Raw genomic sequence first — 4,230 nt, 5'->3', positions numbered from 1 at the left:
GCGGTCACCTCGATCGGGCGCGCGGGCGCGGGCTGGCTGGTGCGCACCGCGTCCGGCCGCAGCCTGCGCGCCGACGCGGTGATCGCGGGCGCACACGTGCTCACCACCCTGGATCTGCTGCGCGCGGGCGGATTCGACGGCGCCACACTGGACGACTGGCAGCGCCGCATCCGGGTCGGGCCAGGCATCGGTATGGCGGTGCGCCTCGCGACGAGCGCGCTGCCCGGCTATCCGGGGGCCTCGGCGGCGGAATCCGCGCGCGGCCTCCAGTTCCTGGTGTCCGACCGCGCCCAGCTGCGGCGCGCGCACGGCGCCGCGCTGGCGGGCGACCTGCCGCCGCGGCCGGTGGTGCTGGCGATGAGCTTCAGCGCGCTCGATCCGAGCATCGCCCCGCCCGGCGAGCACCAGCTGACGCTGTGGGCGCAGTGGCACCCCTACCGGCTGGCCGACGGCGCCGACTGGGCCTCGCACGCCGAGCGCGAGGGTGACCGGATCATCGCCGAAGTCGAGTCCTACGCACCGGGTTTCACGGCGGGCGTGCGGCAGCGGTTCGTGCAGACGCCGGTCGACCTGGAGCGGGAGATGGGGCTGCGCGGCGGCAATGTCATGCACGTCGAGATGTCGCTCGACCAGATGATGCTGTGGCGGCCGCTGCCCGAGCTCTCCGGTCAGCGGGTGCCCGGTGCGCCGGGCCTGTATCTGACGGGTGCGTCCACCCATCCCGGCGGCGGCGTCTCCGGCGCGAGCGGGCGGACCGCGGCGCGGCTCGCTCTCCGCGACGCGCGGCGCAAGCGATTCCCCTTCCCGCGCAGACGATGACGGCCTCCGAAATGCGGACGACCGGCCACCGGACGAGCGTACAGCGGGCGTGGTCGCGGGTGCGTTCGGTGCGGCACCCCGTGCCGGTGTTGCTCGCGATCCTGCTCGTGCTCGCTCAGATCTGCTATCCGCTCACCGACGGGGCCGCACGAGACCGGATCACCGTGGTGATCGTGCTGCTGTCCGCGGGCACGGCGCTCGCGCACGCCGCCGCCACCCGCGGCACCCGCTATGCGATCGGCTTCCTGGTGATCGTCTCGGGCATCGGCCTGCTCGCGGAGATACTCGGGGTGGCGACCGGCATCCCGTTCGGCTGCTACGAATACGCCGAGAACCGGATCGGGCCCGCGCTCGCGGGCGTGCCGCTGCTGGTGCCGCTGGCCTGGACCGGCGGGATGTATCCGGTGTGGATCGTGGCGGGCATCGTGACCCGGCGGACCGCGGTGCGCGTCGCCCTGACCACGATCGGTGCGGTGGGCTGGGACCTGTTCCTCGATCCGCAGATGGTCGCCGACGGCCAATGGACCTGGTGCGACACCGATTCCGGGCTGCCGGGCCTGGCCGACATCCCGCTCACCAACTATCTCGGCTGGTGCTGCGTCGGTCTCGTGATGGCGTTGTTGCTCGCGGTCTGGGACCGTGCTGCCCCGGCCCCGACCCAGCCCCGTTCCGCCGCCTCCCTCGCCGTCCCCGTCGCGGTGTTCCTCTGGACCTGGCTGGGTTCCGTTCTCGCCCACGCAGTCTTCCTCGATCTCCCGGCCTCGGCCTGGTACGGCGCGCTCGGTATGAGTCCGCTCGGCGTGCCGTTGCTGATCCACCTGATCCGCCTCCGGTCCCGGCGCGAGCAATAGCAAAAGTGAGAGTGTCGGCTCGGCGCGGCGATCGGAGCAGGTCAGGTGAGCGCGGCGAGCAGGCGGCGAGTGCGCGCGGTCATCGCCTCGGCCGTCTCGCCCGGGTTCCGCAACCACCAGCCGACCAGCGCGGTGACCGTGCCCATCCATACGGCGGACAGCGCGGACAGATCGTCCGGATCGGTGAGCCCGCGACCGGCGAGGAATGCGCCGACACCGCGGTTGGCCTGCTCGGCGATCCGTCGGCGTGCGGCGCGCGCCGCGTCGGCGGCAGGACCCTCGTCCGGGTGCGAGCGATCGAAGACGACGTGCCAATCGTGCGGGCGCGGCTCCAGCGCGCCGAAAATGCCCGCCAGCGTGCGTTCGGCCAGCTCCAGCGTCGCGGGCCCGTCGATCATCGCCGCGTCGATCGCATCGCCGAGCACCGACGCCGCCCGTCGCATGCACGCCACGTACAGGCCGTCCTTGGTGTCGAAGTAGGCGTACACCAACGGTTTGGAGACCCCCGCCTTGGCGGCCACCACCGCGGGCGACAGACCCGCATAGCCGACCCGGCCGATCTCGGCGGCCGCGATGTCGAGGATCTGCGCCTCACGCTCGGCGCGTGGCACTCCTTTGGTTCCAGCGGCTCCCGCCACGCCCACTCCCACCTTCCACGAGCGCTGCCGACGCCCACCGTACGCACCGCAATTTACCAAACAGTCAATTGACTGAGACGGGCTCGGCGGCGGCGGGGCAGGCGCGCGGAGGAGCACCGTATATGAGCAGGCCGGGGTGCGGAGGCGTGTCGGAGGAGCCGGGCGTGCCGTCGTGTCGCGGCCGTCGCGTGGCGATTCGGGCGTTCGGCCTGGCACGATGTGAGCCGTGCAACCGAGTCCCGCCCTTCCGATGCCCGATGTCCCGGTTCGACCGACGCCGCGCGTGCCCCGCACCTGGGCGCGGGTAGCCGCGGCCGTGCTGCTCGCGACGCTGTTGGCGCCGGTGCTGGCCGGGTGCCTGCGGGTGCAGGCGTCGATGGGTGTGTCGTCCAACGATCGGGTGTCCGGGCGGATCGTGGCAGCGGTGGTGCCCGCGGGGCCCGACGACAAGGGGCCGCAGCTGAAGGCGCCGGAGTCGCTGGCGACGAAGGTGCGCGTCGAGCCCTACAACCAGGACGGGTACCTGGGCAGCAAGGTGTTCTTCGAGGACCTGTCCTTCGGTGAGGTGCAGCACCTCGGCCTGCTGTCCGAGCAGACGCAGGGCATGTTCCAGCTGAACTTCCAGCGCAGCGGCGACCTGGTCAGCCTGACCGCGCGGGTCGACCTGAAATCCGTTCCGCCGCACGGCTCCGACGTGCAGTTCACCATCGCCTTCCCGGCCAGGGTGGCCAAGACCAACGGCAACCGCGAAGGCGATTCCACCGTTTCCTGGAAGCTGCCGCCCGGCGATGTGTCCACCCTGCGCGCCGAGGTGAGCTACGCCGACCCGAACACCCGCTCCTTCGCGGGCTGGGCGGGCATCGTCGGCGGCATCACCCTCGCGGTCGCGGCCATCGTCGCCGCCATGGCTTACATGGACCGCAACCCGGCCGCGCCGGACGTCCCCCAGCACCAGTTCTCCTGGCGGCGGTGGTGGCAGTCGGTCAAGCAGCTGCGCTGAGCGGGCGAACCGCTCTGCGTGCCGGCGCGGCCGTCGCGCTCACGGGATGCGCAGTCGCGGTGCTCAATCGGTTCTCGATGCCGCGTCTGGACGCGAATGTCTCGGTGGCCGAGCCCGTCACCGTCTGCGTGCCTGCCCGGAACGAGTCGGACGAACTGCCCGCCCTGATCGCCGACCTGCGCGCCCAGACCGGCGTGCCGAACCTGCGGGTGCTGATCCTCGACGACGGCTCCACCGACGGCACGGCGGCGGCCGCGCGGGCGGCGATCTCGGACGATCCTCGCTTCGAGGTGATCCGCTCGGAGGCCGCGCCGCCGCCGGGCTGGACCGGCAAGGCCGCGGCGTGCGCCCGCCTCGCCGAACTCGCCGACGCACCGATCCTGGTCTTCCTCGACGCCGATGTGCGACTGGCCCCGCAAGCCGTCGCGGCGGCGGCACGCGCGGTCCGTGATCGCCACGCGGCCTTGATCTCACCCTGGCCCGCCCAGCAGTCCGGGACGCGCGCCGAGGCGCTCGTGCAGCCGCTGCTCTGCTGGTCCTGGGCGTCGACACTGCCCATCGTGCTCGGCAATCGCGGCCACCGTCCCTCGACGGCCGTCGCCTGCGGCCAGTTCCTCGCCTTCGACGCCGCCGCCTACCGCGCCATCGGCGGGCACGCCGCGGTGGCGGACAGTCCCACCGAAGATCTCGACATCGCGCGCGCCCTGCGCCGCGCGGGCCACACCACCCACCTCGTCGCCGCCGGACCGCTGGCCCGCACCCGCATGTATCGCGGCGCGGAGGAAGTCGAGGCGGGCTATACCCGCTGGCTCTGGTCCGCCTACGGCGGCTCGCGCCCGGCCGCCGCGGTCGTGGGAATCGTCCTGGCACTGGGCTATTGGCTCCCGCCGCTCGCCGCCCTGTGCGGCAGCGGGGCGACCCG

The 4,230-nt window shown here is 72.8% G+C and carries 5 protein-coding genes; 4 read left to right on the top strand and 1 reads right to left on the bottom strand.

Going from position 1 to position 4,230, the window contains the following annotated elements; genetic code table 11:
• Together NL1_RS38440 and NL1_RS35720 are read left to right on the top strand one after the other, a co-directional pair.
• Window positions 1-819, top strand: an 819-nt coding sequence (locus NL1_RS38440; protein WP_162272804.1) for a phytoene desaturase family protein, incomplete at its 5' end; no start/stop codon positions are given.
• 68 nt (window positions 820-887) lie between these two features.
• Complete coding sequence (locus NL1_RS35720; protein ID WP_067849332.1) at window positions 888-1,670, top strand: carotenoid biosynthesis protein; 783 nt, start codon at window positions 888-890, stop codon at window positions 1,668-1,670.
• Window positions 1,671-1,711: 41 nt separating this feature from the next.
• Here the strand turns inward: NL1_RS35720 and NL1_RS35715 are convergent, their stop codons facing one another.
• A complete protein-coding gene (locus NL1_RS35715) occupies window positions 1,712-2,308 on the bottom strand; it encodes a TetR/AcrR family transcriptional regulator (RefSeq protein WP_067849329.1) in 597 nt (198 codons plus the stop codon).
• A 250-nt stretch (window positions 2,309-2,558) separates the two neighbouring features.
• Here NL1_RS35715 and NL1_RS35710 point away from each other — a divergent pair, with 250 nt between their 5' ends.
• Both NL1_RS35710 and NL1_RS35705 read left to right on the top strand, forming a co-directional pair.
• Window positions 2,559-3,308 (top strand): LppM family (lipo)protein, encoded by a 750-nt coding sequence (locus NL1_RS35710; protein ID WP_084511449.1) that lies wholly within the window; start codon window positions 2,559-2,561, stop codon window positions 3,306-3,308.
• 77 nt (window positions 3,309-3,385) lie between these two features.
• Window positions 3,386-4,230: glycosyltransferase family 2 protein (locus NL1_RS35705; RefSeq protein WP_156095211.1), on the top strand; the 845-nt coding region annotated here is incomplete at its 3' end.

The organism is Nocardia lijiangensis NBRC 108240 (assembly GCF_001613045.1).
GTDB classification, from domain to species: domain Bacteria; phylum Actinomycetota; class Actinomycetes; order Mycobacteriales; family Mycobacteriaceae; genus Nocardia; species Nocardia lijiangensis.
Note: the sequence above shows the minus strand (reverse complement) of the source record. Positions and strands in the feature narration are given on the sequence as shown.

Bases quoted from the DNA above. Each gene is read 5' to 3' on its own strand.
- NL1_RS35710 (WP_084511449.1), top strand. From the start codon at position 2,559: ATGCCCGATGTCCCGGTTCGACCGACGCCGCGCGTGCCCCGCACCTGG.